The sequence below is a fragment of the Mesorhizobium amorphae genome (genome assembly GCF_014843845.1).
In the GTDB taxonomy this organism is placed as follows: Bacteria; Pseudomonadota; Alphaproteobacteria; order Rhizobiales; family Rhizobiaceae; genus Mesorhizobium; species Mesorhizobium amorphae_A.
Genome location: NZ_JHQS01000056.1, coordinates 213,824 through 239,666, shown reverse-complemented (window position 1 = coordinate 239,666; position 25,843 = coordinate 213,824). Strand labels below are relative to the sequence as shown.

Annotated in this window: 26 protein-coding genes and 2 pseudogenes; 17 read left to right on the top strand and 11 right to left on the bottom strand. The window is 65.1% G+C overall.

Features of this window, described 5'->3' with window-relative positions; translation table 11 throughout:
- The first annotated feature begins 79 nt into the window (after positions 1–79).
- Positions 80–886 (top strand): class I SAM-dependent methyltransferase, encoded by an 807-nt coding sequence (locus DH08_RS23605; protein ID WP_192181565.1) that lies wholly within the window; start codon positions 80–82, stop codon positions 884–886.
- 219 nt (positions 887–1,105) lie between these two features.
- A complete protein-coding gene (locus DH08_RS23600; RefSeq protein ID WP_192181564.1) occupies positions 1,106–1,411 on the top strand; it encodes a hypothetical protein in 306 nt (101 codons plus the stop codon).
- 56 nt (positions 1,412–1,467) lie between these two features.
- Here DH08_RS23600 and DH08_RS23595 read toward each other — a convergent pair whose 3' ends face one another.
- The gene (locus DH08_RS23595; RefSeq protein WP_192181563.1) at positions 1,468–2,100 is read right to left on the bottom strand and encodes a Vgb family protein; all 633 of its coding nucleotides are present in this window, start codon (positions 2,098–2,100) and stop codon (positions 1,468–1,470) included.
- Positions 2,101–2,135: 35 nt separating this feature from the next.
- A complete protein-coding gene (locus DH08_RS23590; RefSeq protein ID WP_192181562.1) occupies positions 2,136–3,356 on the bottom strand; it encodes a helix-turn-helix domain-containing protein in 1,221 nt (406 codons plus the stop codon).
- Positions 3,357–3,475: 119 nt separating this feature from the next.
- Between DH08_RS23590 and DH08_RS23585 the strand changes: the two genes are divergently transcribed.
- The 3 genes from DH08_RS23585 (at position 3,476) to DH08_RS23575 (ending at position 5,147) form a co-directional block, all read left to right on the top strand.
- Positions 3,476–4,228 carry a DUF899 domain-containing protein gene (locus tag DH08_RS23585; RefSeq protein ID WP_192181561.1) on the top strand — a complete coding sequence of 251 codons (753 nt, stop codon included), beginning with the start codon at positions 3,476–3,478 and terminating at the stop codon, positions 4,226–4,228.
- 98 nt (positions 4,229–4,326) lie between these two features.
- A complete protein-coding gene (locus DH08_RS23580) occupies positions 4,327–4,611 on the top strand; it encodes a hypothetical protein (RefSeq protein WP_192181560.1) in 285 nt (94 codons plus the stop codon).
- Positions 4,612–4,700: 89 nt separating this feature from the next.
- Positions 4,701–5,147: an SRPBCC family protein gene (locus tag DH08_RS23575; protein ID WP_192181559.1), complete on the top strand. Its 447-nt coding sequence runs from the start codon at positions 4,701–4,703 to the stop codon at positions 5,145–5,147.
- Positions 5,148–5,298: 151 nt separating this feature from the next.
- Here DH08_RS23575 and DH08_RS23570 read toward each other — a convergent pair whose 3' ends face one another.
- Entirely contained in the window at positions 5,299–5,595 is a 297-nt protein-coding gene (locus DH08_RS23570) for an antibiotic biosynthesis monooxygenase (protein WP_120018249.1), read from the bottom strand.
- A gap of 312 nt (positions 5,596–5,907) precedes the next feature.
- Here DH08_RS23570 and DH08_RS37495 point away from each other — a divergent pair, with 312 nt between their 5' ends.
- Positions 5,908–6,243: a hypothetical protein gene (locus DH08_RS37495; protein WP_428339000.1), complete on the top strand. Its 336-nt coding sequence runs from the start codon at positions 5,908–5,910 to the stop codon at positions 6,241–6,243.
- A 70-nt stretch (positions 6,244–6,313) separates the two neighbouring features.
- On the opposite strand, the pseudogene DH08_RS37490 reads toward DH08_RS37495, so the two are convergent.
- Positions 6,314–6,403: pseudogene (locus DH08_RS37490) on the bottom strand (TetR family transcriptional regulator); the annotation flags it as partial.
- A gap of 464 nt (positions 6,404–6,867) precedes the next feature.
- Between DH08_RS37490 and DH08_RS23565 the strand changes: the two are divergent.
- Positions 6,868–8,985: an alpha/beta fold hydrolase gene (locus DH08_RS23565; RefSeq protein ID WP_192181558.1), complete on the top strand. Its 2,118-nt coding sequence runs from the start codon at positions 6,868–6,870 to the stop codon at positions 8,983–8,985.
- A gap of 37 nt (positions 8,986–9,022) precedes the next feature.
- Here DH08_RS23565 and DH08_RS23560 read toward each other — a convergent pair whose 3' ends face one another.
- A complete protein-coding gene (locus DH08_RS23560; RefSeq protein ID WP_192181557.1) occupies positions 9,023–9,877 on the bottom strand; it encodes an aldo/keto reductase in 855 nt (284 codons plus the stop codon).
- Between the two features lie 244 nt (positions 9,878–10,121).
- Between DH08_RS23560 and DH08_RS23555 the strand changes: the two genes are divergently transcribed.
- Positions 10,122–10,331: a hypothetical protein gene (locus DH08_RS23555; RefSeq protein ID WP_192181556.1), complete on the top strand. Its 210-nt coding sequence runs from the start codon at positions 10,122–10,124 to the stop codon at positions 10,329–10,331.
- Between the two features lie 43 nt (positions 10,332–10,374).
- On the opposite strand, the gene DH08_RS23550 is transcribed toward DH08_RS23555, so the two are convergent.
- Positions 10,375–10,992: a TetR/AcrR family transcriptional regulator gene (locus DH08_RS23550; RefSeq protein WP_192181555.1), complete on the bottom strand. Its 618-nt coding sequence runs from the start codon at positions 10,990–10,992 to the stop codon at positions 10,375–10,377.
- A 348-nt stretch (positions 10,993–11,340) separates the two neighbouring features.
- On the opposite strand from DH08_RS23550, the gene DH08_RS23545 reads away from it, so the two are divergent.
- Genes DH08_RS23545 through DH08_RS23535 form a run of 3 tightly spaced genes read left to right on the top strand, consistent with a single transcriptional unit; the run spans position 11,341 to position 15,103 of the window.
- The gene (locus DH08_RS23545) at positions 11,341–11,826 is read left to right on the top strand and encodes a (2Fe-2S)-binding protein (RefSeq protein WP_192181554.1); all 486 of its coding nucleotides are present in this window, start codon (positions 11,341–11,343) and stop codon (positions 11,824–11,826) included.
- Complete coding sequence (locus DH08_RS23540) at positions 11,823–12,806, top strand: FAD binding domain-containing protein (RefSeq protein ID WP_192181553.1); 984 nt, start codon at positions 11,823–11,825, stop codon at positions 12,804–12,806. The genes DH08_RS23545 and DH08_RS23540 overlap by 4 nt, the downstream gene beginning before the upstream one ends.
- Positions 12,803–15,103, top strand: a complete 2,301-nt coding sequence (locus DH08_RS23535; RefSeq protein ID WP_192181552.1) for a xanthine dehydrogenase family protein molybdopterin-binding subunit — start codon at positions 12,803–12,805, stop codon at positions 15,101–15,103. Before DH08_RS23540 ends, DH08_RS23535 begins: the two co-directional genes overlap by 4 nt.
- Before the next feature lie 72 nt (positions 15,104–15,175).
- On the opposite strand, the gene DH08_RS23530 is transcribed toward DH08_RS23535, so the two are convergent.
- Both DH08_RS23530 and DH08_RS23525 read right to left on the bottom strand, forming a co-directional pair.
- A complete protein-coding gene (locus DH08_RS23530) occupies positions 15,176–15,937 on the bottom strand; it encodes a slipin family protein (RefSeq protein ID WP_192181551.1) in 762 nt (253 codons plus the stop codon).
- A complete protein-coding gene (locus DH08_RS23525; RefSeq protein ID WP_192181550.1) occupies positions 15,934–17,301 on the bottom strand; it encodes an NfeD family protein in 1,368 nt (455 codons plus the stop codon). The genes DH08_RS23530 and DH08_RS23525 overlap by 4 nt, the downstream gene beginning before the upstream one ends.
- 481 nt (positions 17,302–17,782) lie before the next feature.
- On the opposite strand from DH08_RS23525, the gene DH08_RS36560 reads away from it, so the two are divergent.
- Positions 17,783–17,998, top strand: a complete 216-nt coding sequence (locus DH08_RS36560; RefSeq protein WP_246800973.1) for a hypothetical protein — start codon at positions 17,783–17,785, stop codon at positions 17,996–17,998.
- A gap of 30 nt (positions 17,999–18,028) precedes the next feature.
- Here the strand turns inward: DH08_RS36560 and DH08_RS23515 are convergent, their stop codons facing one another.
- Genes DH08_RS23515 through DH08_RS23505 form a run of 3 tightly spaced genes read right to left on the bottom strand, consistent with a single transcriptional unit; the run spans position 18,029 to position 20,094 of the window.
- Positions 18,029–18,439 (bottom strand): TadE/TadG family type IV pilus assembly protein, encoded by a 411-nt coding sequence (locus DH08_RS23515; protein WP_192181549.1) that lies wholly within the window; start codon positions 18,437–18,439, stop codon positions 18,029–18,031.
- Positions 18,429–18,869, bottom strand: coding sequence for a TadE/TadG family type IV pilus assembly protein (locus DH08_RS23510; RefSeq protein ID WP_192181548.1), 441 nt, complete (start codon positions 18,867–18,869; stop codon positions 18,429–18,431). The genes DH08_RS23515 and DH08_RS23510 overlap by 11 nt, the downstream gene beginning before the upstream one ends.
- Before the next feature lie 4 nt (positions 18,870–18,873).
- Positions 18,874–20,094: a pilus assembly protein TadG-related protein gene (locus DH08_RS23505; protein ID WP_192181547.1), complete on the bottom strand. Its 1,221-nt coding sequence runs from the start codon at positions 20,092–20,094 to the stop codon at positions 18,874–18,876.
- Positions 20,095–20,321: 227 nt separating this feature from the next.
- Between DH08_RS23505 and DH08_RS23500 the strand changes: the two are divergent.
- The 5 genes and pseudogenes from DH08_RS23500 to DH08_RS23480 all read left to right on the top strand — a co-directional run bounded on the left by DH08_RS23500 (position 20,322) and on the right by DH08_RS23480 (position 25,808).
- Positions 20,322–20,554 (top strand): annotated as a pseudogene (locus DH08_RS23500) (hypothetical protein).
- Positions 20,555–21,380: 826 nt separating this feature from the next.
- The gene (locus DH08_RS23495; protein ID WP_192181546.1) at positions 21,381–21,980 is read left to right on the top strand and encodes a CDP-alcohol phosphatidyltransferase family protein; all 600 of its coding nucleotides are present in this window, start codon (positions 21,381–21,383) and stop codon (positions 21,978–21,980) included.
- A gap of 20 nt (positions 21,981–22,000) precedes the next feature.
- The gene (locus DH08_RS23490) at positions 22,001–23,788 is read left to right on the top strand and encodes a bifunctional alpha/beta hydrolase/class I SAM-dependent methyltransferase (protein WP_428339029.1); all 1,788 of its coding nucleotides are present in this window, start codon (positions 22,001–22,003) and stop codon (positions 23,786–23,788) included.
- Between the two features lie 3 nt (positions 23,789–23,791).
- Positions 23,792–25,132 carry a phosphatase PAP2/dual specificity phosphatase family protein gene (locus DH08_RS23485; RefSeq protein WP_192181544.1) on the top strand — a complete coding sequence of 447 codons (1,341 nt, stop codon included), beginning with the start codon at positions 23,792–23,794 and terminating at the stop codon, positions 25,130–25,132.
- A 307-nt stretch (positions 25,133–25,439) separates the two neighbouring features.
- Entirely contained in the window at positions 25,440–25,808 is a 369-nt protein-coding gene (locus tag DH08_RS23480) for a hypothetical protein (protein WP_246800972.1), read from the top strand.
- The last annotated feature ends 35 nt before the right edge of the window (positions 25,809–25,843 follow it).

Sequence of the window (25,843 nt, the reverse complement as noted above, 5' to 3'; positions counted from 1 at the left end):
GCGTCCCACTGGTCCTGTCAGGGAGGCGGGCGTATCCTGCAGTCCAATGGTCTGAAAACGATCTCGCTAGGAGTTTGCGATGGCTCAGGCAACGCGTCACGACGCCTGGCAGGCTGGAGACAGCTACGACCTCTATATGGGGCGATGGAGCCGTCAGATCGCTCCCCTCTTCCTGGATTGGCTGGATCCGCCCGAGGGGCTGGATTGGCTGGAGGTGGGGTGCGGAACCGGGGCGCTGTCCGCGGCCATCCTTGCGCGATGCAGCCCTGCGAGCCTGGTCTCGATAGATCCCTCGGAGGGCTTTCTCGCCAAGGCACGCGCAAACGTGCCTGACGGCTGTGTCGAGTTTGTCCAAGGTGATGCGCAGGCGCTGTCCGTCCAATCGGGCAGCAAGGACGTGGTCGTGTCGGCGCTGGTCCTCAACTTCATCCCCGACAAGCAGAAGGCGCTCGCGGAGATGCGGCGGGTTGCTCGCCCTGGAGCGACGATCGGGCTCTATGTATGGGACTATCCTGGCGGCGGCGTGGAATTCATGCGGGCATTCTGGACAGCAGCGACGGCCCTCGACCCCGCCGCCATCGACCTCGCCGAGAACAAACGCTTTCCATTCTGCACACCGGACGGATTGACCGACCTCGTGAAGACGGCCGGACTGGTTTCCATCGACTGCACCCAGATCGAAATGCCGGCTGTGTTCAAGGACTTTGACGACTACTGGCGCCCCTTCACGCTGGGCGCAGGCCCGGCGCCGGGCTACTGCATGAGCCTCGAACCGCCAGCCCGCCAGCGCCTGATGGAGAAACTGCGTGACAGCCTGCCGCGCGGCGAGGACGGATCAATCCCCATGAAAACCAGAGCCTGGGCGGTGCGGACCAGGGTAAGCTGACTGTCGCTGCGCCAGACGAGGAACGATATCGCTCTCTGGAGCGGTTCACCGTTTCACGGAAACGCCGCTCCATCCTTTTGGTTTGACGCAATTCCGGACGGAGAACCGCTACGCATTTTTCCTGGAATTGCTTTAGCGCAAAGTTCGGGTTGACCGCTCCCGGGCACGAAGCGACTATCGGGTCCAGCCAGCCGGCGCAGACTGCAGGGAGGAAATGCAATGGACGAACCCGATCAGTGGCGTCACATGTCGAGCGCGCCACGGGACGGCAGCCGCATCCTGGTCACAGTGCGGCCGTCCGAACAGGGGCCAGCGGAAGTCGACATGGCCTATTGGTCGCGCGCCGACCAGTTCGGCGCCGAAGGCTGGCGCGCCTCCGACTCCTCGCCGGGCCGTGTGGTCGAATATGCCGACCCGGAGTTGAAATGCTGGATGCCGCTGCCAAGGGCCAATCCGGGCCGGGCCTCGATGCCGGCGCCCTGGGAAGGCGAAGACGTGCCGCTGCTCGACGGCTCCGGCATATGAGCGGGAGCGGCCGGCGACGGCCAGTGCAACCGCGTCGGGTTTGACCCCTTCGGTCGTTACCTCGGCCGGCGCATCGCTCGCACCGTTCCGCCGGATCCGCTGCCGCAGAAGAAGCAGTCGCCGCCATCGGATTCGAGGCCGGACACGCCGGTGCCGGCCGGCATGTCCAGCCGCTCCAGGACCTTTCCGGTTTGCGGGTCGACGCGCCGCACATCACCCTGGTCGCCTTCCCAGGTGCCGTGCCACAATTCTCCGTCGACCCATGTCACGCCGGTGACGAAGCGGTTGGATTCGATGGTGCGCAGGATTGCCCCTGTCTCGGGGTCGATCTGGTGGATCTTGCGCTCTCGGTACTGGCCCACCCAGAGCGTCCCTTCGGCCCAGGTGAGCCCGGAATCGCCGCCGCCGCCCGGTGCTGGAATCGTGGCCAGCACCTGGCCGGTGTCCGGATCGATCTTCTGGATCCGGTCCTTGGCAATTTGGAACAGGTGCTTGCCATCATAGGCGGTGCCGGCATGGGCGGCGACATCGATCGAGCGCAGCGTCTCACCGCTTGCCGGGTCGAAGGCGGTCAGCTTTTCGCCGGAGGCAAACCAGACATTCTTTCCGTCAAAGCTCACCCCATGCACGGCGTCCACCCCCGGAAAGGGTCCGTATTCGCGCAGGATTTCGGCCGCTGCATGTTTCATATCTTTGTCCTCGCCAAGATTATCAATGATAGCTCCTAGCCGTTCGGCAGCGGTGCCGGGAGTAACAAGGTGGTCGTGAATCCGGCCACCGGTGGCGTCATCCAGCGGCGCGCGCGGCCGTGCCCGAATGACTGCACCTTGCCGGTTAGGGCGAGTTGCTCCAGCGCCCGCTGCACGCTGCGCTGTCCGGCGCCCAGCGCCAGCGCCAGCGCCGAGCTGGCCCAGGATTCACCATCGGCAAGGAAGGCCAGCACCGCCGCGTGCCGCTCTTCGATCGGCCGCGCCAGCACCAGCACCTCGCCGGCCTGGCGCGGCGCCAACGCGAAGCCTCGCTTGGTCGCGCCGATGTCGGCCAGCGTCCGCAGTTCGGCGCGCAGCCGGCCGATCTCGACCCGCAGCCTGGCGCGATGCGATTCATCGGCGTGCTTGCCGCCGAAAGCCCGTGCCACGAGTTCCTCTCTCGACACATCCCCCGGCCACGCTTCGGCGAGCGCTCGCGCCAGCGCAAACAGCACCGGGCGCGTGGCCAGCGAGATTGTCGCTTCCTGCTTGCGCACGAGATAGCGCAAGGCATCGACGACCAGAGCCGACGAGGCCTGCAACGCCTCGACCTCCTCGAGCAGCAGCGGGCGCTCTTCGCCCTTGGCGATCAGCCGCGCCGCGGGCGTCTCCAGCGCCAGGAATGCACTGTCGACCTCCGCCGTCAGCCCGGCAATGCCGGCCCGGTTCGCGGCCAGCCTCGCCCACTCCAGCGCTTCACGCGCGGCTTTCGTCCTGAGGCGCCGCATCGCGATGCCGGCGACGGCGAGCTCGTGCGCGGCCCGCGAGGCCGGCGGAAGCGGCGCCGGGTCGAGCCCGGCCAGCACACGCTCGGCCTCGTCGAGGCGGCCGATCAGCAGCAGGCGCCGCACCGTGAGGTGCCCGGCATGCGCTGCGTTCAGCCGGTCGCCATGCCTTTCCAGCGTCGCCCGCGCCGCGTCGAGCATCTTGGCCGGCCAGCCGAGATCGCGCGAGACGAGCGCGATCTCGGCCTCCGCAACAATGCATCTGGCGCGCGCCACGGCCTCCTTGGGGCTGAAGCCGCGCACGGCCCGCCGCAGCAGCAGCTTGGCGCGATCGAGATCGCCGAGCTGCGCCATGGCGATGCCGCGCAGCGCCAGCGCCGGCGCATCCTCGCGCAAAGCGACGCGGTCGAGCGCGCCGAGCGGATCACCGGCCGCCAGCGCCAGCCCGGCCGCGGTGATCAGCGAGTCCATTCAAATCCCGTCACACTTGTAACTCCCACCTTTTGGCGCAGCGCCCCTACTCTATCTCACGATCAGCAACCAACAACACGTCGCGATGGCGTGACGACAGACTGGCAAAGGAGAAGACCATGACCAAGCACACCGCAATGAAGACACCGCCTGTTGTCTCGCAGCAGCATTGGGAAGCCGCGCGCGAAAAGCTGCTGGTGAAGGAGAAGGCCACGCTCCGCGCCAAAGACGCTTTGGCGGCCGAGCGCCGGCGCATGCCGTGGATGGAAGTGGACAAGACGTACACGTTTGAGGGACCCAACGGGAAGGCAAGCCTGCTCGACCTCTTCGAAGGGCGGCGCCAGCTGATCGTCTACCGCGCCTTCTTCGAGCCCGGCGTCTATGGCTGGCCCGATCACGCCTGCCGCGGCTGTTCGCTGGGCGCCGACCAGGTCGGCAACCTCGCCCATCTCAACGCCCGCGACACCACGCTCGTATACGCCTCGCGCGCCCCGCAGGCTGACATTGTGCGGCTGAAGAAGCGGATGGGCTGGGAGATGCCCTGGTACACCATCACCGACAGCTTCGACAAAGACTTCGGCGTCGACGAATGGCACGGCCACAACGTATTCATCCGCGACGGCGACCGCATCTTCCGCACCTACCTCATCAACAGCCGCGGCGACGAGGCGATGGGCACCGTCTGGAGCTACCTCGACGCCACGCCGCTGGGCCGCCAGGAAGTCTGGGAAGATTCGCCCGAAGGCTACCCGCAAACCCCGACCTACAAATGGTGGAACTGGCACGACAATTACGACGCCGACGCCGCGCCGGACAAGAAATGGGTCGAAGTGTCCGATGCCGGAGAAGCGGCGTTCCGGGACAACAACTAGCAGGCGGAATTGACAGGACGCCCGGCGCCGTCGGCGAGCGGGCGGCCTCCCCCGACACGTGCCAGTGGCGCAATTGCGCTCCATCAAGGGAAGAGACCATGAGCGAGACCCATGCAGGCACCGGTGGTGCGATCCCCAGTGATCAAGCCAATGCAGTTACCCTTGGCACCACCGACTGGCTGTGCCTTGCCGCGGCACCGACCTTTGCGCTGATGGCGCTGCTCACCTGTGTTCAGGGTGGCGATGCGGCCATGCTGTGCATGGGCGCGAATGCCTCGCCGCTCACCGGAATGCCGGCGATGTATCTGTTGATGAGCGCCTTCCATTTGGCGCCCTGGCTGCGGGTGATTTCCGGCCGGCAGGCACGCCCGGGCCGGGAATGACCAACCTCAAACCTTTGACGGCTGATGAGCAGACCCAGCACTGAACAGGAGACAGTCATGACCATCGCAATTTCACCACCGCCTTCACGGTGGACCAGACTCCGGAAGCAGCTTTTACGGCCATCAACAATGTCCGCGGATGGTGGTCGGAAGAAATCCAAGGCCGAACCGACAAATCCGGCGAAGACTTCGACTACCACTATAGCGATCTCCACCGCTGCAAGATCAAGGTGACGGAGCTCGTCCCCGGCAAGAAGGTCGCCTGGCGCGTGCTGGACAATTATTTCAGTTTTACCGAGGACAAGACCGAATGGACGGGCACGGAGATCATCTTCGATATCTCCGGCAAGGACGGCAAGACCGAGGTCCGCTTCACCCACCAGGGCCTGGTTCCGGACTATGAGTGCTACGACGCCTGCTCCGACGGATGGCGCACCTATATCAACGGCAGTCTGCGCAGCCTGATCGCAACAGGCAAAGGGCATCCAAATGTCGGGGATCCCATGACCGACAGCGAACGGACGCTTGTTGCCTAGATGGTCCCTGAGGGGTGGATCGCGGCATCAATCCATCTGGTTCCTCGCCCCACGGCATGGGGGAGAGAGGAACCCCGGTCCTGACATGCTGGCGGAACCCCCTCTGCCATGCCGGGCATCTCCCCCACGAAGGGGATTGGCTGTTGCTCCCTCAGTGCACTTCCGCGACAACCGTCCCCGAGACCGGGTCCGTCACGCCGAGATTGCCGCCGAGGTCTTCCAGCGTATCGCGGAATGTGTCGAGAAGGCCGATCATCGATGGCCGCGCGGCGGCGAGGCTGTCCATGTCGTTCCACTCGCCGACAAAGCAGAACGTGCCCTCGCCGGTCTTGATCAGGGCGCCCTTGCGAAAGCCCGCGGCGTTGAGCGCGATTTTCTCATGCGCTTCGATGAAAGCCTTTTCCTTGCCTGGCTTGGTGCGAAAACGGACGACATTGTAGGCGGTCATAAATTCCTCCCATCGGTTCAAGTCATGCGCTCCGGTCCACATGGGGGTCACTGTGTTTTGGGCCCCTGGATGGACCGGGGCGTGAATAGCATCAAAGACTTAGAAATCCGTTCCCGCCCAAGGCCCATGCCGCCAAGCAAACATCGGCCATGAACGCGCCCTGCTTGTGAGGGGGCAGGATGGGCAACGCCTCGGCACCCGGCCTCAGCGCCTGCATCCTCTTTAATTGTCGCGAAATCTAAGCCTTTTGGAGAGCTGGTGCCCTTAGACAGAAACACTAAAGTAAATGTCTTGAAAGTGAGGGGTTTTTACATGGCAACGGAAAGCCCAAAACGTTCGGAGCCCGAGAGTCTGGTTTCAGAAGCTCAGGCGCGGCGCGATTTTCTCAAGAAGGCCGGGCGCTTCGCGGCAGTGACACCGCCGTCCGTAACGCTTCTGCTCGGCACAAGCCTGAGCTCCGCGGCGATAGCCAAATCGGGTGGATCACGTCCCGGCAATGGCTGGGGGGACAAGAACCACATCCACCGCGGCCCTCCCGGTCAAACCCGGAAGGCCGGTTCTGCTCAAGCCCGGAAGGCCGATCATGGTCGTTCCGACAACGCCGGCGGCGGGTCTCACGGGGGCTCGAGGTCCGGCGATCCTAACTAGCAGGGTACCCGGCATTTGTACGATGGCCCGGGCTGCTGTGCCTCGCCTTCTCTCCTTGTCGGAGAAGGCCTCACCACTCAGCCGCCTCACCCTTTCCCGCTCCGAATCGCAGTCCATCCATCAGCGGCTTGACCAAACGGCGCGAGCGGTCGCGCCAGTCCTGTCGGGTACGGGATCCATGCCCGCGCTGGGTGGCGATGCAGTCGATGAAGCGCTGCGTCCGCGGGGTGGGAACAGGATGCTTGCGATCCGCGCTGCAAGCGCCCGCAGGCGGCTTGCCGTTTCCGTGAGATCGATCCCGCCGGGTCTCGTTTCCCGGCAGGCCCTTTGTTTTTCAACAAAGCGCGCAAGTTCGATGTCGTGGCGCTGCGGCACGGGCTCGTCACGCCCATGCCCGTTCCGCCGGGGGTCGTCATGCCAGATGGGCCATTCGACTGTGTTCGGGGGCAGCATGGCATCGCTCCTTGACTGATCGTATCGACCAACTGTCGTCCGCGGCCGTGACGAAGGCGGTGAAGCCAGCGTGATGGAATCGTGAAAAACGGCGCTCAGGGCAGATCGCGGTTGAATTAGCGGCCGCTACACGAAAGAATTGCCGCCAAGCCATGGCTGGGGCGAAATCCAATGACGGGGCCTCATCTTCATCTGCTGGGTGGTTTCGACTTTGCCGGTGTCGGGGCCGCGGTCCCGGTCTTCAGCCGCAAGGCGCGCGCCATGGTGGCTTACCTCGCGCTGCAATCCGGGCATTCGCAATCACGCGAGAAGCTCGCCACGCTGCTCTGGGGCGTCAACAGCGAGACCCAGGCCCGGATGAGCCTTCGCCAGGCAGTGTCTTCCGTCAGGAAGGCCATGCACGCGTCCGGCGGGCGCTTCATGACGGACGGCGACAACATCGCTCTCCATCTCGATGACCTTGATTTCGACGTCGCGCGGTTCGAGGCGCTGGCCGCCAGTTCGGCGCCTGAAGACCTCGAACAGGCGCTTCTCGTCTACCGCGGCGACCTGCTCGATGGCTTCGGCCTGAAGGCGGAGCCGTTCGAGGACTGGCTGCGGATCGAACGAGAGCGCCTGCGGGCTATGGCCGTCGCCGCGCTGGACAAACTCGTCGCGCACTATTCCGCGACGAAGGATCCTGCCTCATGCGTGCGCGCGGCAACGCGGCTGCTGGGCATGGAGCCCCTGAGGGAGGATATCCACCGCGCCCTGATGCGAGCCTATGCGGCGCAGGGCCGGATCAATCTCGCGCTCAGGCAATTTGAGCATTGCCGCGATGCGCTGCAGCGCGAACTCAAGCTGCAGCCCGAGCCGGAAACCCGGCATCTCCACGAAGAGCTGCGGACGCGGCGCATGATGCCGCAAGCCACCTCCCGCACGGCCGCTCCGGCGTCGTCAGTGTCGCCTGCCCGAGCCGGCGAACGGCCGGCGTTCGGGAATGAGCCGAAGCGCCCTCCGACCCACTATGTCAAATCGGCCGGGATCAACATCGCTTATCAGGTGACCGGCGACGGGCCGATCGACCTGATCTATGTGCCTGGATGGGTCTCCAACCTCGACCTTGCCTGGGCCTCGCCGCGGCTTTCACATGTCCTCCGGCGGCTCGGCACTTTCTCGCGCCTGATCCGCATGGACAAGCGCGGCACCGGGCTGTCCGACCGCAATGTCGGCCTGCCGACGATGGAAGAGCGGATGGAGGACGTGCGTGCGGTGCTGGATGCGGTCGGCTCGAAGCGCACGGTGCTGTTCGGCAGTTCCGAGGGCGGCCCGATGTGCATGCTGTTTGCGGCGACCTATCCCGAGCGCACAGCGGCACTTGTGCTCAACGGAGCCTATGCCAGCGGCAGATGGTCGAGAGGCTATCCGTGGGCGAAGACAAGCGAGCAGGTGGAAGAAGATCTGGCGGTCGTCGAGAGAGAGTGGGGAGCGGCGGCGGATATGAGCAACGCGGCGCCCAGCCTGATGAGCGACACGTTGGAGCGGGAATGGTTCGCCGCCTATCTCAGGAATTCAGCCTCGCCCGCCGACGCGATCGCGCTCTGGCGCTGGGGAACCGAAATCGACGTTCGCGATATTCTGCCTGCCATTCATGTTCCGACGCTGATCGTGCAGACGGCCGGCGACCGCTGGATAAAGCGGGAAGAAGGACGCTACCTGGCGACGCATATCGAGGGCGCCAGATACATCGAGCTTGCCGGCCGGGATCACGTGATGTGGGGCGAGAATTCCGATCGCCTCGTCGACGAGATCCAGGCTTTCGTCACCGGCGCCTTGCCGGCGGCGCCGGGCGAACGCGTCCTGGTGTCGGTGCTGTCCGTGGAGATCGAGGGCTCCGATGCCGGCGCGGATCCGATCGAGCGGCATGCCGAGGATATCCGGGCCGAACTGCTGGTTGCCGAAGGCAGGCAGATCAGGCGCTCGGCAAGCGGATTTCTCGCCGTGTTCCAGCGGCCGACGCGGTCGATCCAGTGTGCGATCGCGATCCGCCATCGCCTGAGGCAATCCGGTCTCGACGTCCGCGCTGCAGTCCACACTGGCGAATGCGAGGAGCGTAGCGATGATTTTTCCGGCATCGCGATCGACCTTTCATCGCGGCTGCTCGACCGGGCGCGGCCGGGCGAGATCATCGCGTCGCGAACCGTGCGCGATCTCGTGGTCGGCTCCGGCCTGACGTTCGAGGAGCATGGTGAGATGGAAGCCAGCGGCCTGCCCGGCGTGCTTGCGTTCTTTACGGTCGACGGGGGATGATCTCCCTCCTCCCACAAGGGAGAAGGGAGAGCATAGCTCAGAACAAAAACGCGGCCGTCGCGGGATTCGCCCCGTTGCGGCCGTCGGGTGAATCCATGCCGCCGATTGTCTCGAGATCCTTCGCATCCAGCTCGAAATCGAAGACATCGAAGTTGGCGGCGATGCGGTCCTGATGGTTCGATTTCGGAATGGCGATCAGCCCTTCCTGCAGGTGCCACCGGATGATGATTTGCGCCACCGACTTGCCATGCTTTCTGGTAATGCCCGCAAGTGTCGGATCACTCAACAACCGGCCGCTGCCCAGCGGACTCCAGCTTTCGATACGGATGTTGCGCCTGGCGTGAAAGTCCCTGGCGTCGCGCTGCTGGAAGCGAGGATGCAGTTCGATCTGGTTGACCACAGGGGTCACTCCGGTCTCGCCGATGATGCGCTCCAGATGGTCCTGGTTGAAATTCGAAACGCCGATCGATTTGATCCGGCCGGCCTGCCTGAGTTCGACCAGCGTCTTCCAGGCCTCGACATATTTGCCCTGGCTGGGTACCGGCCAGTGGATCAGGAACAGGTCGAGCTGCTCGATGCCAAGCTTCTCCATCGTCTCGTCGAAAGCCCGCAACGCTGCGTCGCGCTGATGCGCGCCGTTGCGCAGCTTCGAGGTTATGAACAGCTCGTCTCTCGGCACGCCAGCCTTGCGGATCGCCTGCCCGACCCCTTCCTCGTTCTGGTAACCTTCGGCGGTGTCGATCAGCCTGTAGCCGGCCTCGATCCCCCAGCCCACCACCTCGGCGGTGATGGCCGGATCGACCTGCCACACGCCGAGGCCGAGCTGGGGAATGGCGGAGCCGTCGTTGAGCGCAATCAGGTCAGGTCTATTCAGGGTCATCTGTTCAGGCATGTCCAAGTCCTTCTGCAATTTTGCGCCCAGCGCAGGCCTTATCTAGGCACTGCGGCCGCCAGGGCCAGTCGCCATCAACAGAAAGTGCGGCGGTGGGTCTGCCAGGAGACCGCCGCTCCCCTCGCCGCATTCGAATCGGACCGCAGCGGAACTTTTTGCATGGCTAATGTTTTCTTAACCATGCCCCCGCAATTTCATCGGAGCGCGTTGCAATCGTTGCGAAAGCGTCTGCACTGGAGGCGTCATGCCGATTCGCCGAAAAGCTCAGGAAGCCGGCATTTTCGATCCGTCCGAATTGGCTTTGCTGGCGCGGGTCTTCGAACGGCTGAAACGTGAAAGCGATGCGCCCGATCGTCTCGAGGGTCTGGCGTCTCGCATTCTTGCCAACTATATGGCCGGCATCCTCGACGAGGCGGAACTTGTCTCGTTGTCGAGGCAACCGCTGGGACGATAGCGAAGCGCGCTCACCGCCCGATCGTCGAAGCAGCTTCGGCGCCTCAACTCCCTTTCGCGCCGAACCGCAGTCCATCCATCAGCAGCTTGACCAGACGGCGCGAGCGGTCGCGCCAGTCCTTGGTGTCGGGCGCGGAATAGATGCCGCCGAGTGCATGCAGCACGTCGGAGGCATCGACGTCGCTGCGGATCGAGCCGTCGGCGACTGCTGCCTCGACCAATCGGCGCAGCGCGAGCGTCACCCGGCCCGACATGTCGGAGAACAGGGTGGAATTGGTGGTGAGCAGAATACGCAGGCTGGTCGAGAGCCCGCGCTTGGTGGCAATGTAGTCGACGAAGCGCTGCATCCACTGTTCGAGCGCGACATCGGGCGGATGGTGGAGCGCAAGTTCGTCGGCGGCTTGGCAGAGCCCCTCCACCTCGCGGCGGTAGACCACCTCGACCAAATGTTCGCGGGTCGGGAAATGCCGGTAGAGCGTGCCGATGCCGACGCCGGCCTGGCGGGCGATCTCCTCCAGCGAGGCGTCGACGCCGTTTTGGGCGAAGGCCGCCGCAGCCACTTCGACCAGTCGGTCACGGTTGCGCTGCGCGTCGGCGCGCAACGGCTTTTGCGGAGCGGCGGGTGCCTTGTCCTCGACGGTTTCTGCCGGCTCTAAAGCCAATTTTATCTCCACATGCAATTCGGGACTTGAACCCAGGCGGGTCAGCCCCCACGTAATAAACGGAGGCGCCTCCGATTTAGTGGAGCACCTTTATCATATAATCAGGGGGGCCGGTATGTCACGTGCTGAGAGTTTGAAGGCCAGAACTTCCCCTGCCCGCTGGAGAATAGCGGCCGAGAATCTGCCGATCTCCCCCACGAGGGGGGAGATTGGCTCTCCGCCGCTTTCGCCAATCGCCAGCCTCTGCCGGCTGCCAGCAATTGCAGTCGCCCCTACGCCCCTTGCCGTCCTCCGGTAGGGCACCAGATCAATCCCCCTCAGCGTCAAGCAACTGGAGCCAGACGCCCCATGACAAGCCCAACCACCATCCCCATCCATCTCACCATCAACGGCCATGATCATTCGCTGGAAGTCGAGCCGCGCGTCACTTTGCTCGATGCATTGCGCGACCGCCTCGACCTGACCGGCACCAAGAAGGGCTGCGACCAGGGCCAGTGCGGCGCCTGCACCGTGCATGTCGACGGCGAGCGCGTGCTTGCCTGCCTCACTCTTGCCGCGCAAGTCGAAGGCCGCTCGATCACCACCATCGAAGGGCTGGCCGAGGCTGACGGCACGCTGCACGCCGTGCAGGCCGCTTTCCTTGAACAGGACGCCTTCCAGTGCGGCTATTGCACGCCGGGCCAGATCATGTCGGCGGTGGCCTGCATCCGTGAAGGCCATGCCGGCTCGGATGACGAAATCCGCGAATACATGGCCGGCAATCTCTGCCGCTGCGGCGCCTATCCGCACATCGTCGCCGCCGTGCGCCAGGCAGCCCTGGAGGTGCAGTCATGAGGGATTTTTCCTATCTTCGCGCCACCTCGCCCGCTGCCGCGCGTGAAGCGGCCGCGCTCCCCGGCGCCATGCTGCTTGCCGGCGGCACGACCTTGGTCGACCTCGCCAAATGCGGCGTCGCCGAACCCGCGACGCTGGTCGACATCAGCCATCTCAAAGGGCTGGACACGATCGAGGTCGGCGAGCAAGGCGCCAGGCTGGGCGCACTGGCAAAAATGAGCCAGGTCGCCGGCCATGAGGGCATCAAGAGCCGCTTCCCCGCCGTCTCGGAGGCGCTGTGGCAAGCGGCTTCGGCGCAGATCCGCAACATGGCGAGCATCGGCGGCAATCTGATGCAGCGCACGCGCTGCCCCTATTTCCGCGACCCGGCCAATTTCCCCGCCTGCAACAAGCGCGAGCCCGGCAGCGGATGCTCGGCGATCGGCGGCGTAACCCGCGGCCATGCCGTGCTCGGCACCAGCGAGGCCTGCATCGCCATGTATCCCGGCGATCTCGCGGTGGCGCTCGTCGCCTTCGACGCGACCGTCCATCTCGGCGAGCGCCAGCTCTCCGTCGACGACTTCTTTCTGCTGCCGGGCAGCACCCCCGACAAGGAGCACGCGATCAAGCCCGGCGAGATGATCACCCAGATCAGCATTCCGGCATCGGCCGCGGCGCGGCGTTCGACCTATCTCAAGGTCCGCGACCGCCAGTCCTATGAGTTCGCCGCGGCCAGCGCCGCCGTCGGCATCGAGCTGGAGGCAGACGGCCGCACCATCAGGGATCTGCGCGTCGCGCTCGGCGGCGTCGCCACCAAACCCTGGCGGGCGCGGGCCGTGGAAGAAGCGCTCAAAGGCAAGGTGCTGGAAGAGGACGCGGTCCGTCACGCCAGCCTGCTCGCCGTCGAGGGCGCCGTCGACCATGGCGCCAACCACTACAAGATCGAACTGGCGCCGCGCGTCGTCGCCCGCGCCATCCTCAAGACGGGAGCCATGGCATGACCATTCACGACCTCAGAACCCGGCACGGCGACGCTTCGGACGGCAGCGCCGATCAGGTCGGCGGGCGGCTGTCGCGAGTCGACGGTCCGGCCAAGATCACTGGTGCTGCGAAATACGCGGTCGAGCAGCAGCTCGAGGGCCTCGCGCATGCCGTGCTGGTGGAAAGCACGGTTCCCGCCGGCAAGGTGCGCGCGATCGACACGGCGGCGGCGGAAGGCGCGCCCGGCGTGCTTCTGGTGCTGACGCCGGACACCATCCCGCCGCTGAAGACGGCATCGGACTGGTTCGGCACGCCGCCGCCGGATGTGCCCTATTGCCCGCTGGCGCGCGACATCGCCTTCAGCGGCCAACATGTCGCGGCCGTGGTTGCCGAAAGTTTCGAGCAGGCGGTCGCGGCGGCGGCTTTGGTCAAGGTCAGCTATGACGAAGCACCGGCCGTCGCCGACCTAAGCGACCCCAAGGCCGGCGACGGCATTGCGATCGACATGATGACCAAGGAATGGGGCGAGGCCGAAGCCGCCTTCGCCGCGGCACCGGTGCGCATCTGTGCCGCCTATAACACACCGCGCGAATACCAGGCGCCGATGGAGCCGCATGGGCTGATCGCCGCCTGGCAAGGCGACCGGCTGACCGTGTGGGAGCCGAGCCAGTGGCTGGACGGCATGGCGCGCACCTATGCCGAATGGTTCGCCATACCGTTCGAAAATGTGCGCCTGGTGTCGCCCTACATCGGCGGCGGTTTCGGCTCCAAGGCATTGGCGCTGTCGCATGGCGCGGTGGCGGCCAGTGCCGCGAAAATGCTCGGACGGCCGGTGCGGCTTGTGATGAGCCGGCCGCAGACCTTCACCGGCTATGGCGGCCGGGCGGCGACGCGGCAGACGGTGACGCTCGGCGCCGACCGCGACGGAAAAATCCAGTCCATCGTGCATCGTGGCGTCAACGAAACCTCGATGGGCGGCATGTGGGTCGAGCCGCTGGGCTCCGTCACCTCCGTCATGTACGCGACGCCGAATTTCTCCTCGAAGCAGAATGTCGTGCGGGTCAATTCGGTGGTGCCGGGCGCGATGCGCGCGCCGGGCGAGAACCCGAGCGCCTTCGGCATCGAAAGCGCCATCGACGAACTCGCCTATGAGGTCGGCATCGATCCGCTGGAGATCCGGCTCAGGAACTATGCCGAGCAGGATCCGCATGCCAGGAAAGCCTGGTCGACAAGGCAGTTGCGTGAGGCCTTCGTTGCCGGCGCCGAGGCCTTCGGCTGGGCCAGGCGCAGCCCTGCCCCGCGCTCGATGCGCGACGGCAACCAACTGATCGGCTGGGGTGTCGCCGCCGGCACCTATCCGGTGCGGCGCGCCTATGGCGAGGCCCTGGTGCGCATTCTCGCCGACGGCACGGTCGAGGTCGAAAGCTCGTCGATCGACATGGGCCAGGGCACCTACACGATCCTGGCGCAGACGGCGGCCGAGACGCTCGGCGTGCCGGCGGACAATGTCGTGGTCAAGCTCGGCGACTCGCGCTTTGCCCGCGCCGGCGTCACCGGCGGCTCGAGGCTGGCCGGCATCATGACCGGCGCCGTGCACAAGGCGGCCGGTGCGGCACTCGACCATTTGGTGGGCCTGGCGATCTCCGATCCGCGCTCGCCCTTCCATGCGCTGCAGGCCAACACGCTGGTGGTGGCGGGCGGCCGTGTTTCATCGCCGCGCGGCGACGGACCGGAGGTTTCGATCGCCGAGCTGCTGGCCAGCGTCGGGGCCGACCAGATCGAGGCGAAGGGCGACACCATGCCGGCCAATTCCACCGCCGAGGATCGCTACAAGGCCTACACCACCATCGCCACGCCGCTGACGCACACCGATGGCGACTATTCCCGGCATAGCTGGTGCGCGCATTTCATCGAAGTGCGCGTCGACGAGGATTTCGGCACGGTCAGGGTATCACGCGTGGTGTCGGCGCTGGATTCGGGCCGGCTCTACAATCCGAAGCTGGCCGAAAGCCAGTGGAAGGGCGGCATCATCATGGGCATCGGCCAGGCGCTGCTCGAAGAAGGCATCGTCGACCGCCGCCACGGCCGCATCGTCAACAACAACCTCGCCGACTATCTGGTGCCGACCAATGCCGACATTCCGGATATCCAGACGATCTCGGTCGGCATCCCCGACCCGCATTCCTCCGCGCTCGGCGGCAAGGGCGTGGGCGAATTGGCCATCGTCGGCGTCGCTCCGGCGATCGCCAATGCGGTGTTCCACGCCACGGGCAAGAGGGTGCGGGATTTGCCGATCACGCTGGAGAAGTTGATCTAGAGGCGGTGGAGCTGCCGATCTCGCCCGCAAGAGGGGGAGATCGGCTGCCGTCTTGGCCTTCCCCAATCTTCACTACTTTGCCCCACCCTGCTTCAGGAATAGGCTGAGCAGGTCCACCGGCAGCGGGAACACCACCGTGGACGAGCGCTCGCCGGCAATGTCGTGCAGGGCTTCGAAATAGCGCAGTTGCATGGCTTGCGGCTCGGCCGCCAGCATCCGGCCAGCCTCGACCAGCTTTGCCGCCGCCTGCTGCTCGCCATCGGCATTGATCACCTTGGCGCGGCGCAGCCGCTCGGCCTCGGCCTGCTTGGCGATGGCGCGGACCATGCTCTCGTTCAGGTCGACATGCTTGATCTCGACATTTGAGACCTTGATGCCCCAGGCATCGGTGCGCTGGTCGAGGATCTCCTGGACGTCGTTGTTGAGCTTGTCGCGCTCGGCCAGCATCTCGTCGAGCTCGTGCTTGCCGAGCACAGAGCGCAGCGTGGTCTGCGCCAGCTGGTTGGTCGCGGCCATGAAGTCCTCGACCTGGATGATCGCCCGCTCGGCATCGACGATGCGGAAATAGAGCACGGCGTTGACCTTCACCGAAACATTGTCGCGCGAGATGACATCCTGAGGCGGCACGTCCTGGACCACGACACGCAGGTCGACCCGCACCATCTGCTGGATGAAGGGAACGAGGATGATGAGGCCAGGCCCCTTGACCCCGGTGAAGCGGCCGAGCGTGAAGACCACGCCGCGCTCATACTCCCTGAGAATGCGGATGGCCGCGGACAGGAACATGACCACGACCAGAGCGAGTACCAGATAGGCCACATAACCAACCATCATTGTCTTGCTCCATTCTGTCCCGCATCGCGGCGCCGCACCGTCAACACGAGGTCGCTGACACCGATCACCTCGACGCTGTCGCCGGGTGCGACGTGTTCGTCAGCCTTCGCCCGCCAGCGCTCTCCTAAAGCCAGCACATGGCCCTCGCCGCCTTGCCAGTCGAGGATCTTAGCGGGCTGGCCGCGCATGGCCTCGCCGCCGACACGCGGCAGGCTCCGGCGCGCCGCCCACAGATAGCTGCCGGTGAGCAGCGCCAGGCCAAGCGTCAGGGCGGCGGCGGCGCCGATGACCGCCCATGACATCTCGAAGCCGGGACCCTCGACCTTGAGCAGCATGGCGGCGCCAAGCAGAAAGGCGCTCACGCCACCCAGCCCAAGCACCACGGTGGGGTTGAAGGCCTCGACGGCAAGGAAGGCAATGCCGAGCAGCATCAGGGCAAGGCCGGCATAGTTGATCGGCAGGAGATTGAGCGCGTAGAGCCCGAGCACGAGGCAGATGGTGCCGACCACGCCGGGCGCCACCGCGCCGGGGCTGGTGAACTCGAAGACGATGCCGTAGATGCCGACCAGCATCAGGATGACGGCGACATTCGGGTCGGTGATGACGGAGAGAAGCCGGATGAACCAGCCGGGCTCCAGCGTCTCGACCGGCAGCCCTTTCGTCGCCAGTGTTTTTTTGGCGCCGGCCGCCTCGACGGTGCGCCCATCCGACAGTTGCAGCAGCTCGGTCGTATCGCGGGCGACGAAGTCGATGACACGCTCCTGCAATGCTCCGTTGGCCGACAGGCTGGCCGCTTCGCGCACAGCCTTTTCGCCCCAGTCGCCATTGCGCCCCCGCAGTTCGGCGAGCGAGCGGATCAGGGCAACCGCGTCATTGGTCACCTTGGTCGTCATCGCGTCGGCGGCCGGCGGCCCGGTGCTCTTGTCGTCCTTCTCTTTGTCGCCGCCCGGCAGCGACGGCAGCCCGCCCATCTCTACCGGTGTCGCGGCACCCAGATTGGTTCCGGGCGCCATCGCCGCCACATGGGTGGCATAGAGGATATAGGTGCCGGCACTCGCCGCATGGCCGCCCGCCGGCGCGACATAGCCGATGACGGGCACCGGCGAAGCCAGGATGTCGGCGATCATCTCGCGCATCGAAGTGACCAGCCCGCCAGGTGTGTTGAGCTGAAGGATAAGGACTTCGGCGTCCCGCCTGGCGGCGACATCAAGCGCTTCCTCGAGCTGCCTTGTGCTTGCCGGCCCAATGGCACCGTCGATCGCGACGCTCAGCGCGACTTTCCCGCTCCCGGCCGATGGCAAGGGAGAAAGGACTGCGGCGGCGACGAAAGCCGCGGCAAGAAGGGCCACCCGCGCGAAGGTCACGCTCAAAGCTCCATGGATTCAATATGGGTTGTATTCCGGCGAAGTCCATGAGGTGGCGAAGGCAGAGGAGCGAGTGATCTCCCCCCTCATGGGGGAGATTGAGCGCTTCGCCGCTTTCGCCAATCTCCTTGCAAGTAATGCCACGCCATCAGTTATTCTGTATGGTCCCTAATGCCTGCAGAGCCTCGATGGCTTGGGAGGGGGATCATGCGAAGCGGATTGGCGATACTTATCGTGGCTGGCTCCGTCGTGGCCACCCTGCCGGCGTTTGCGGCACCTTGCGGCTGGACGGCGAAGATGGAGGAAGACGAGGGCGGCAGTGTGCTGACGGCCTCGGTGTGCGGCGGACCGAAGGCCGATGCGCATCTGATGCTGACCTGTTTTGGCAAGCCGACGCTGAGCTACGATCTAGGCCCCACCGGCCAGCAGCTGGAACCCGGCATCAGCGCTTCGTTCGTGTTCAGGGGCCGGCGGCACGGCCGTGATCAAGACGCTCGAACTCGAGGCAATGTACAATTACTTCACCGTGCAGATGGACAGCGCCGACCCGCTGCTGGCCCTGTTGCGCGCCAAGGGCGAAGTGGCCGTCGCCTCGGACAAACATGGCGAGAACAGCTTTCCGCTTCGCGGCTCGAGCGCCGCCATCGGCAAGGTGTTGGCCGAGTGTGGCAAGGCTTCTTCCGGCGATGGCGACTGAAGCCGGCAAAAACTAGCCGCCTCGCGCCCCCTACGAGGCAACCAGCGGCACGGTGACGGTTGTCGCGTAGTTGATGGGGTACTGGTCGAAGTAGGGAAAGTCGATGACGAAGGCATAGCTGGCGTTGACATGCGCCATCTTGAAGCCGCCGCTCGCCGGGTCGGTGGTGATCGTGACGCTGACGTTCTTCAGGCCGAGCGCCTCAAGCTTCTGTTTCGCGATCGCCTGGATCTGGGACTCGGTCATCGTATTGTTGAGCTGCAGGGAGCGCGCGGACGCCTCGAGCGCGTAGCGCACGCTGGACATGTTGTTCATCGACCAGCCGAAGGCGAAGATGCCGAACAGGAGCATGATCAGAAAAGGCGCGATCAACGCGAATTCGAAAGCGGCGCCGCCCGAGGCATCGCCGGCAAACGCCCTGGCTCTCTGTTTAGCGGACACGGACCACCTGCTGATGGGAAATCGCGCTGTTGCCCGGGAAGACGCCGAAGGTGAAAGGCGGAACCCAGGTGCCCGACGCCTGGATCTGGACGAAGACCGAAGACACCTTCGGGCCCGCGCAGGTGGTCGTCGAAGTGACCACGGTCGTTCCGCACTTGTAGCTGCGGGTAACCGTGACCGCCGCATCGTCCGGTTTCTTTTCCCAGCTTGCCACCGCCGCGGCCTGGATGGCGTTGTCGTCGGTGGCGCCGGCCATCACCAGGTTCGCCGCCGTCTTCACGCCGGCCCGCATCGCCAGCGAACTGGTGACGTAGGACCAGCCGTCAGCGATGCCGAAGAGCACGGTGCACAGCACCGGCAGCACGAGCGCGAATTCCACCGCGGCGGCGCCGGAGCGGTTCTTGCGGAAGCGGATCGCGAATGGCCCCATGCCGCTACTCGACGATACGCACGGCTTGGGCGGCCGGAATATTCTTCATCCCAAGACTGGTGCAGTCCTGGTTGATGATCGTACTGCCGGACCACTGGATCGTGTCCGCAACCACCTGGGTGCAGCCATTAATGCCCGAGAAATTGCCGAGATAGTTGACCTGCTGCCTGGGGAAATAGATGGCCCCGGTCAAAAGCGAGGTCGCGGTGCCGTTGAAGGTGCTCTGCGCCGCGGTCCCCGTCCTGTCGCCGTAGAACAGCACGCCGGAATAGGCGCCCGAGGTCGGCGCGCTCAGCGTCACCGTGGCATTGCCGTTCATGCTGACGGTGTTGCTGCCGGACATGAAGATGGTCACGCCGGTTCCGGCGACGACCGCGTTGGCGTTGACCTTCAAACTGCCCTCCACGACATAGACACCCGGAGAAAGCGTGACGTTGCCCTTGAGGTCCATGCCGCTGCAGTAGGTGCCGGCCTGGAGCGTTTGTGAGGTTTTGTTGCCGTTGACGTTCTTGCACGGGTTCGAGGCCGTGGGTGTCGCCAGGCTGGCGTAAGGATCGGCCGCAGGCAAGGCCTGGGTAATCGGGGCCTTGCAGACCATCGTGGGTGTGTTGCCAAGCGAAACGCCGCCAACCGATATCAGGCAGTCAGTCTGGAGGCTCGCCGAGCCCTGAAGCTTGATGGCATCGCTGGCGATCGAATTCGACATGGTGACGCAGCCGGTCTGCTTGGGGCTGGTGTTGCCGGAAAAGAGCACCGCCTGCGAAGCCGACGCATTGAGCGCTATGTTGCAGGCATAGGCGCCATCGGTGATGAGCGCCACCGCCCTCGCCTTTTCGGGAACCTGCCCCTGAACGAAGATCGAGGTGAAGATCCGGTCAAGGTTCCGGTTGAGGATCACCTCGACCGCCTTGTTGGCCGTGTTCGGCCCCGAGGTGGGCGGCGTGTGGACGACGATGGTGCCGGTGCCTAGTCCGTTCGAGGTGGCCGACTGGGTGGCGGCCGTCGTGATCGCCGCGATGTCGGATCCCGCGATCTTCTCGAGCGCACCGGCATAGGCGGCGGCGTCCGCCGTCGCCTGCAGCTTCAGGCTCGAATAGTACCAGTAGGACGTCTCCACGCCGAGACCTGCCCCGCCGACGACGACCGGCAAAGTCAGCGCGAAAACGACGGCGACGTTGCCGCCCGCCTCGGCGCCGCGACGCAGGCAGTGGGAGACAAAGTCCAAAAAAATATTCAGAAGCATCCGCATAGCGCATTTAAGCAATCATGAATACGCTAACTATTTCCTAAGGATTTGCCTCGATTTTCGTTCATCACCACATCTTCAGGGGACGACCACCCGCCGTCGGGCCGGCGTTGCCGCATTTAAGCTGGCTGCCTGTTGCCCCCGCGCATCGTTTAGGTGACGTGAGAGGCTGCTATTTGCGCCTCCCCCAACATCGCGCGGGCGCGATGGCGCTTTCGATGGTGAGCGGCGCGGCGCTGGCCGGCGCGCTCGACAACCCGGAGAAGATGACTTCACGGATAGCGGCATGAAGACCATGAAGCCGGAAGCCGATTTCAAGGCGGCCTGGATGGCCATGAGCGAGGAAGACCGTACCAGCATGTCATGCAGCGACGAGGGAAACGCCAAGGAGCACAACGACTTCTGCGCCATGACCAAGAAGCTCGGCGGCGCCAACTGAACGCTCGTCGCACGGAACACTGTTGGAAATGGCGGGCTGCGGCCCGCCATTCCTGTTTCCGGCGAGCGAGAGCAGAGGCTTCACGGCAGTGGCAACGCAAGCTCCCCCGGCGGCGAAGCATGCCGAAAGAGCCGCCACGAAAATACACCCAAAAAAAGTCAGGTTGAAAAGCCCGGCGCGGAGCGCGCCCGGCCAGCGAAAAGTAAACCGATTCAAGCGCCTAGATCAGGGCTGACGCAACGTCCCCTGCAACCGCGAAAAGCCCGGAAAACCGGCTTTCTAGAGGTCTTTTCATGCCAGCAATAGCGTGATCGCGCGGTGCCCCGGGCGGCTGCCCGAAGACGGAAAATCCTCTCTTTCAGACCCACCCAGGCGGCGTTGACAGGCGGCACCGCCAATGGATATTCGCACAGCTACGGGTCACGCCATAACCGTGGCTGTTGGGGACGGACGGGGTTTCAACAGCATTGGCGGCGGCGCCGGACGGGCGGGCACTTGCAAGTGTACCGCCCGCTCCTGGCCAGCCTCTCCCTCGCGGGAAACTCAAGCCTGGATCAAGCTTTGGCCTGGATCAAGCCTTCGGGTTGGCGTCTGAAACGGGCGCGCCTGCCGTCACCACGGACAGCTTTTCGCGCCGGCTAAGCGTCGGCTTGCTGTAGGCCTTTTTCATCGGCATCCCCTCTGCCAGAAGCGATCAGCGAAAGTGATCCCGTGGCGCTCGCTTTGTCAAGCATATGCTAAAATATGGGTGTACTCCTTCGCCCTTGCGTCTTGTCCGCCGATTGATCATCTTCGCCGGATTGAGGCACGGGTTGGGGAATCGCAGATGCCGACGCTCTATGCGTTGAAACCAGCCTTCCAGGCGAGGTTGAGGCCGCTTGCCGACTGGCTGGCAAGAACCGGCGTCACCGCCAACCAGATCACACTTCTCGCTGCCGCACTCTCGATCGCCACCGGCGCGGCGGTCGCCGCGTTTGCCGATCATCGCGGGGTGTTCCTCTTGATGCCGGCGGTGCTGTTCGCACGCATGGCGCTGAACGCCATCGACGGCATGCTCGCCCGGGAGCATGGGCAAACCTCCAGGCTCGGCATGTATCTCAACGAACTCTGCGACGTTGTTTCGGATCTGGCGTTGATCCTCGCCTTCGCCATCGCCTTCCCTGTCTGGGGCGTCGTCGCCTTTGCGATTGCCGCGATCATCGCGGAATATGCCGGCGTGCTCGGCGTCGCGGCCGGCACGGGCCGCAACTATGCCGGCCCGTTCGGCAAGAGCGACCGGGCCCTGGCGCTCGGCATCATTGGCTTCCTCATCGCCTGCGGGCTTTGGGTGCAAGTCCTTACACCCTTTGTGTTTCCAGCCATGGCTACACTGTCGCTTGCGACCGCCATCAACCGGATACGCAGCGGCCTTAGAGGCGACCGATGACCAGCCTCGAAGGAACCGCCATGCTTCACGAACAGAACATCACCGCCGCCACTGTCGCCGACGGGAAGCGCGTGGCCGAGGAGCGGACCTTCAAGAGCCATGACGGCACCGAGATCTTCTACCGCTACTGGCCGGCCGTCGGGGAATCCGCCCAGGGCGCCATCCTCCTGTTCCATCGCGGCCACGAGCATGGCGGCCGCATGGCCCATCTGGTCGATGAACTGGCCATGCCCGACCACGCCTTCTACGCCTGGGACGCGCGCGGCAATGGCCGCTCGGCCGGCGAACGCGGCTATGCGCCGTCCTTCGCCGCACTTGTGCGCGACATCGACTGTTTCGTGCGCGAGATCGGCAGGGACGGGTTTGGCCAGCGCGACATCGCGCTGATCGCGCAATCCTTCGGCGCTGTGCTCACTGCCGCCTGGGTGCATGACTATGCGCCCGACATCCGCGCGATGGTGGCGGCCTCGCCGGCCTTTTCCGTCAAGCTCTACGTGCCCTTCGCCAAGGAAGGCATCGCACTCTGGCAGAAGCTCAAGGGTCGCTTCTTCGTCAATTCCTACGTCAAGGCGAAATTGCTCACACATGATGCCGAGCGCATCGCCTCCTTCGAAACCGATCCGCTGATCACACGGCCGATCGCCTCCAACATTCTGGTCGAGCTTTACGCCCATGCCGCGCGCATCGTTTCCGATGCCCGCGCCATCATAGTGCCGACGCAGCTCCTGATCTCCGGAGCCGACTGGGTGGTACGGCACGGGCCGCAGCACGAGTTCTTCGTCAACCTGGCGAGCCCCGCCAAGGAGCGGCATGTGCTGCCCGGCTTCTTCCACGACACGCTGGGCGAGCGCGACCGCAAGATGGCGCTCGACCTGATCCGGCCGTTCCTGGAAAAGCAGTTCGCGACGCCGGAGAAGAAGATCGACCTCACCACTGCCGACCGCGCCGGCTACACGCGCGACGAGGCCGACCGCCTTGCCTCGCCGCTGCCGCTGCTGTCGCCCAAGGGCCTCTACTGGGCCATGAGCCGCGCCTCGATCCGCATGGGCGCCTGGCTGTCGCCCGGCATGAAGACAGGCATCGCCACCGGCTTCGATTCCGGCTCGACGCTGGACTATGTCTACGAGAACGAGGCGCGGGGCATCGGCTTCGTCGGCCGCATGATCGACCGCACCTTCCTCGACGCCATCGGCTGGCGCGGCATCCGCCAGCGCAAGCTTCACCTGGAAGAATTGATCGGTAATGCTGTCGCTGCGCTGAAGGCGGCTGGCCGTCCCGCGCACATCGTCGACATCGCCGCCGGCCATGGCCGCTATGTGCTCGATGCCGTCGCCAAATGCGCCGAGCCGCCGGCGAGCGTGCGGCTGCAAGATTATTCCGACATCAATGTCGGGCTGGGCTCGAAGCTGATCGCCGACCGGAATTTGCCGACCAGCGTCTCTTTCCGCAAGGCCGACGCCTTCGACGCAAAGATGCTGGCCGCCCTGAAGCCGGCGCCGGACCTCGCCATCGTCTCCGGACTCTACGAGCTGTTTGCCGACAATGCCATGATCGCGCGCTCGCTGGGCGGACTGGCCAGCGCCGTGCAGCCCGGCGGCCTGCTGATCTACACCAACCAGCCCTGGCACCCGCAGCTGGAGATGATCGCGCGCAGCCTGACCTCGCATCGCGGCGGCCAGGCCTGGGTGATGCGGCGGCGCACGCAGGGCGAGATGGACCAGCTGGTGGCGGCTGCCGGCTTCGAGAAGATCGATCAGCGCATCGACCAGTGGGGCATCTTCACCGTCTCGGTCGCGCGGCGCGTCTAGAGCATGGCCGTGCCTGCCGCAGACCCTGCCCCCATTACGGCCGAGCGGCCGAAAGATCGCTTCAGCGCCATCCTGCTCAGGGCCGCACTTTGGCTAATGCTGCTGGCGCCGCTGTTCTACTCGACCTACGGCTTTGCCAACTGGCTGGCGTCGCGGCGCGACGATGTCGGCAGCATCGTCTTTGCGTGGGAGCGCGACATCCCGTTCATGGCCTGGACGATCGTGCCCTATTGGTCGATCAATCTGTTTTACGGCCTGTCGCTGCTGCTCAACGATACGAAGAACGGTGTCGACCGCCTCGCCGGCCGCTATCTCACGGCGCAAGCCGTCGCGGTGACCTGCTTCATCCTGTTCCCGCTGAAGGCGACCTTCGTGCGGCCGGAAACCGCAGGGCTGCCCGGCTTCCTGTTTGCCGTGCTCGGCGGCTTCGACAAGCCGTTCAACCAGGCGCCGTCGCTGCACATCGCGCTGCTGGTGATCATCTGGGACCACTGGCGGCAGCGACTGAGTGGCATCACCGGCGTCGCCTGGCACATTTGGTGTTTCCTGATCGGCGCCTCGGTGCTGACGACGTGGCAGCACCATTTCATCGACATCCCGACCGGCGCGCTGCTCGGTTTTTTTGCGCTGTGGCTTTTCCCGGCCAAGGGCGAATTGCCCTTTTCCGGCTTTCGCCTGACTACCGACCCGAAGGCCAAGCTGCTGGCGCGGTTCTATGCGCTGGGAGCGGCTCTGGCGCTGGCGGGTGCTGCTCTCGGTGCCTTCGCCTCGCCTGTCGCGCTGATCCTGTTGTGGCCGGCCTTGGCGCTGGCCATTGTCGCTTTCGCCTATGCCGGGGCCGGACCCAAAGTGTTCCAGAAAGCCGCCGACGGCACCGCGCCGCTGGCCAGCCGCATCGTGCTCTGGCCATACCGGCTCGGTGCCCGGATCAATCAGTGGGCGTGGACACGAAAACTGCCGGCGCATGTGGCGGTCACCGACGGCGTCTTCCTCGGCCGCTTCCCGACCGCCGGCGAAGCCAGTGGCTTCGGCACGGTCGTCGACCTTGCCGGCGAACTGGAACGGCCGCGCGGCACCTCCTGCCGCTGGATCAGTCTTGCCGTGCTCGACCTCCTGCCGGCTCCTGAGCAAAGGCTCACTGAAGCGGTGGCGGCGATCGAGGCGGCACGCAAGCGCGGTACGGTGCTGGTCTGCTGCGCGCTCGGCTTCCAGCGCAGCGCCGGCGTCGTCGCCGAATGGCTGGTCGCCACCGGCCGCACGCACACGGCAGCACAAGCACGGAAAGTGCTCGCGGCATCCGGCCGTCCGGTGCACATTCATGCAAGCGTGGACGAACCGGCATGAGCGAACGGGGCAATGGCTTTACGTTGATGAGCGCTGGCGCGTCCTTATGGGAAGGCGAGCAATTGTTGATGTCTGCGCTGCCCCTCACCTGCCTGCCGGCATCCTCTCCCCGTATAGTGACGGGGAGAGGGAAGCTCTCCTCAACGGTTTCGCCAATCATCAATAGTGCAGAGGTAGCGCCAAGGCCGCAGCCAGTCCCTTCTCCCCGTCACTATGCGGGGAGAAGGTGCCGGCAGGCGGATGAGGGGCAGCGCAAACGCCCGGAAATGGTGAGGGGCTGCACCAAACCTGACGTGATTGTTCCGGCATGAGCGGCAGCGCCTATCAGGACAAAGCCGGCGCCTTTGCCGCCGGGCTGATGGTGCAGGCGGCGTGGCCGCTGCTGCTGATCGCGGCTTGCGCGCTTGCCACGTCCGTCATCGGGCTTGCGGCCGGGCCGCAGGCGACGCCGCTGTCGGCGGCGGCCTGGTTCGTGGCGGCGGTGGGCGCCCTGACCACCCTCGCCTTTTCCATGCTCATCCTGTTCGACGCGCTGCTGTTCCGGCTGATGGCAAGTCACGACAATGAAGCAGCCGGCGGCGCGGCGATCGACGATGTGCTGGCGCGCATGCGGCTCAAGCCCACGCCTGCCGCCACTCGCTCGACCAGCGCATGGCGGGCACGCGCCGCCTGCTGATGAAGCAGCGCCTCGCCTTCGCCCTGTTCGTGGCG